The 2,830-nt window shown below is 61.8% G+C and carries 5 protein-coding genes; 1 reads left to right on the top strand and 4 read right to left on the bottom strand.

Translation table 11 applies throughout. The features are described 5' to 3' along the window. Positions 1-156: 156 nt before the first annotated feature. Entirely contained in the window at positions 157-636 is a 480-nt protein-coding gene (locus VK519_RS16830; RefSeq protein WP_324351675.1) for a nuclear transport factor 2 family protein, read from the bottom strand. Between the two features lie 118 nt (positions 637-754). Here VK519_RS16830 and VK519_RS16825 point away from each other — a divergent pair, with 118 nt between their 5' ends. Beyond that, positions 755-1,189, top strand: a complete 435-nt coding sequence (locus VK519_RS16825) for an RrF2 family transcriptional regulator (RefSeq protein WP_324351673.1) — start codon at positions 755-757, stop codon at positions 1,187-1,189. A 26-nt stretch (positions 1,190-1,215) separates the two neighbouring features. Here the strand turns inward: VK519_RS16825 and VK519_RS16820 are convergent, their stop codons facing one another. The 3 genes from VK519_RS16820 to VK519_RS16810 form a co-directional block, all read right to left on the bottom strand. Then, a complete protein-coding gene (locus tag VK519_RS16820) occupies positions 1,216-1,611 on the bottom strand; it encodes a YciI family protein (protein WP_324351671.1) in 396 nt (131 codons plus the stop codon). A gap of 99 nt (positions 1,612-1,710) precedes the next feature. Then, complete coding sequence (locus VK519_RS16815) at positions 1,711-2,313, bottom strand: 2'-5' RNA ligase family protein (RefSeq protein ID WP_324351669.1); 603 nt, start codon at positions 2,311-2,313, stop codon at positions 1,711-1,713. A gap of 3 nt (positions 2,314-2,316) precedes the next feature. Next, the coding region (locus VK519_RS16810) for a GMP synthase (glutamine-hydrolyzing) (RefSeq protein ID WP_524539004.1) at positions 2,317-2,830 on the bottom strand (514 nt) is incomplete at its 5' end.

Raw genomic sequence — 2,830 nt, 5'->3', positions numbered from 1 at the left:
CATGGCGCAGCGTTCAACGGGGAGGCTTTCGGAATGGGTCCACAATATGAAACAATCATTGTTGCATATCAAGCCGCGGATATGTAACTATGATCAGTACGTTTAACGAGCGGAGGCTCCAGACTCTCTGCGGGTATGAGCTGGAGCCAGTTGGCTTCAGAAGGCAAACGGCAGGTTATGGCGAACCTGCAGCCACTCGATGAGCCACTGCCCATCCACGCGCACCAGCTTCTGGTGGTAGTAGCCGGACTCGATTGGCGTGATCGTGCCCATCGCACCCGCCGCGCCCGCCGGCCAGCCGCTCGCCGGCTTCGTGTCACCGAGGATGCTGAAGACCATGAACTGGGCATCGACCGTCGCCCGGTCTCCGTCGATGTCGACAAGCAGGCCATCGGTGGCGTTATGGCTCCACCCCCGCGGCGGGTGCGGCTTCATCATATGCGTGACTGCCCCGGCGATCGCTTCGCGTCCCGCGATCTCCCCGATCATCTCCGGCTTCCCGTCGGGAGTGTGGCTGTAGAAGATCGTCACGCGCGCTTCGGGCGTGAAGAGCGCCCCCATGGCGGCACCGTCGCGTCGATCGTGGGCCCGAACATAGTGGGCTAGGACCTGCTGTACGGCCAGTTCGTCAGACATCGGAGTCTCCGTTCTTAATGGTAATGATCATTAATACAGATTATCGGCTTGATATGCAACAGTGATTGTTTCATATTGTAGACCCTACCCAAAAACACCCCTGGCCTGACGCCACTCCATGATCGATGTCCGGTTTCCGACAGCGCTCCAGTTGATGCTCAACCTCGCGTTGGCCCATGCGGAGGGCGTGGCGCAGTTGAGTTCCACTCAATTGGCCGGTGCGCTGGGGACAAACCCGAGCCTGGTCCGCAAACTGTTGAGTCCCCTGTCCAACGCCGGGCTCGTCCGATCGAGCTTTGGCCGCGACGGCGGCATCCGCCTCGGCCGGCCGGCGGACGCGATCACCTTGCGGGAAATCTACTGCGCCGTGCTCGGCGAGAAGAGTCTCTGGGCGCCACGGGCGGTTCCCCACCAGTGCCTGGTGAGCTCCAACGTCGAACGTTATTTCGTCGACCTGGCCGCCAAGGCGGATGACGCCGTCCTGCGGACGCTTGAACACAAGACCCTAGCCGACACCCTATCGGAGCTCCGGATCCTGGACGCCGCCCGATAGCCCATGACAAGGGTTACACCTCGTCATCAGCTTTTCTCCGGGAAGTCCGACATCTCGTACAGCGGCCGGATTTCGATCTCGCTCGGCCCCGGCATCGGATTGGGACAGCGCGTTACCCAGGCGACTGCCTCATCCAGATCCTTGACCTTCCAAAGCCAAAAGCCGGCCACCAGTTCACGGGCCTCGGCGAATGGCCCGTCGATGACCATGCGGTCGGTGCCATCGAACGCAATGCGCTTGCCTTGCGAAGAGGGTTTCAGGCCCTGGGCGATTGGCATATCACCGGCGAAAACCATGATCCCGGCATTGACCAGCTCTTCATTGAACCTGCCCATGGCCTCCATCATCTGGCTGGTCCAGGGCTCCGGGAAATGACCCTTTTCGCTGTCTTCGGTCGCTTTGACGAACACCATCACGTACATCGCCTGTCTCCTGTCGGGAATTGAGCCGGCCTTGTCAGGCTGGCACTGATACGACGAACGGACGCCCGCGAAATCGACATCGTCCCGGGACTTTTTACCTCAACCAGCCAACCGCCACGTACGCAGGACCTCATGGCGTGAAAACCCGATGTGACTCTTGACGAGGGCGAAGTCCCAGGCCTGAAAGCCAATCGGCTCGATCGGGGTTTTCGCCAGGCGGTGCTTCGCGTCGTAGCACAGGGTCATGTGCGGCTCGTAGACACGCGGCGGAGCAAAGCCATGATCGGCCAATGCGCAACCCAGCGCAGTGCGCAGATTGCGGACCTCGTCCAGGCCTTCGGCCCCCAGCAGCACGAGCGGCCCGCTGGGCGCTGAAAACGTCATGGCGGCGTCGAAACGAGCCTCGATGACGGGAAAGGAAAGCGTGTCGGCTGCGCGACAGGCTGCATCCACCAGGGCGGTGGCCACGTCGTGCCCCACCAGTTCAAGGGTGATGTGCAAACGCTCAGGGTCGATCCGCTTGCCCGACACGCCCTGGAATGAGAGCAGTTTTTCAGCGAACGCATGGATGCGCCGCGCGTCCTCGACGGAGGGCCGCAGGGCGAAAAACCAGGTGTGTCGTGGTGGCCCGGCCGGCTTGCGCGCGTCCCGGGCATTCGTTGCCCGCGCCGGCGGTTCGCCAAACAGGTGCTGCTGAGTCACCCCTCACTCCCACTCGATCGTGGCCGGCGGCTTCCCACTGATATCATAAACAACGCGAGAAATACCTCGCAACTCATTGATAATGCGTGTACTAACGGTATCAAGGAACGCATATGGCAAATGCGCCCAGTGCGCCGTCATGAAGTCGATGGTCTCCACCGCGCGAAGCGCGATCACCCACTCGTACGCCCGGCCATCACCCACCACGCCCACCGAGCGCACCGGCAGGAATACGGCGAACGCCTGGCTCACCCTGTCGTAGAGATCGGCCTTGCGCAGTTCCTCGATGTAGATGGCGTCTGCGCGCTGCAGCAGGTCGACGTATTCGGGCTTCACTTCGCCCAGCACGCGCACACCCAGGCCTGGGCCCGGGAAGGGATGGCGGTAGACCATCTCGCGCGGCAAGCCGAGCTCCACGCCGACGCGGCGTACTTCATCCTTGAACAGCTCGCGAAGTGGCTCGACAAGCTTCAGGTTCATCTTTTCAGGAAGGCCGCCGACGTTGTGGTGGCTCTTG

Source organism: Pinirhizobacter sp. (assembly GCF_035317885.1).
Classification (GTDB): Bacteria; Pseudomonadota; Gammaproteobacteria; order Xanthomonadales; family Rhodanobacteraceae; genus Pinirhizobacter.
The sequence above is the reverse complement of the archived record's forward strand: the minus strand, read 5'-3'. Positions and strand labels throughout refer to the sequence as shown.

Excerpts from the sequence above, each read along its gene's own strand:
- VK519_RS16830 (WP_324351675.1), bottom strand. The coding sequence starts at position 636 with ATGTCTGACGAACTGGCCGTACAGCAGGTCCTAGCCCACTATGTTCGG.
- VK519_RS16825 (WP_324351673.1), top strand. The coding sequence starts at position 755 with ATGATCGATGTCCGGTTTCCGACAGCGCTCCAGTTGATGCTCAACCTC.
- VK519_RS16820 (WP_324351671.1), bottom strand. The coding sequence starts at position 1,611 with ATGTACGTGATGGTGTTCGTCAAAGCGACCGAAGACAGCGAAAAGGGT.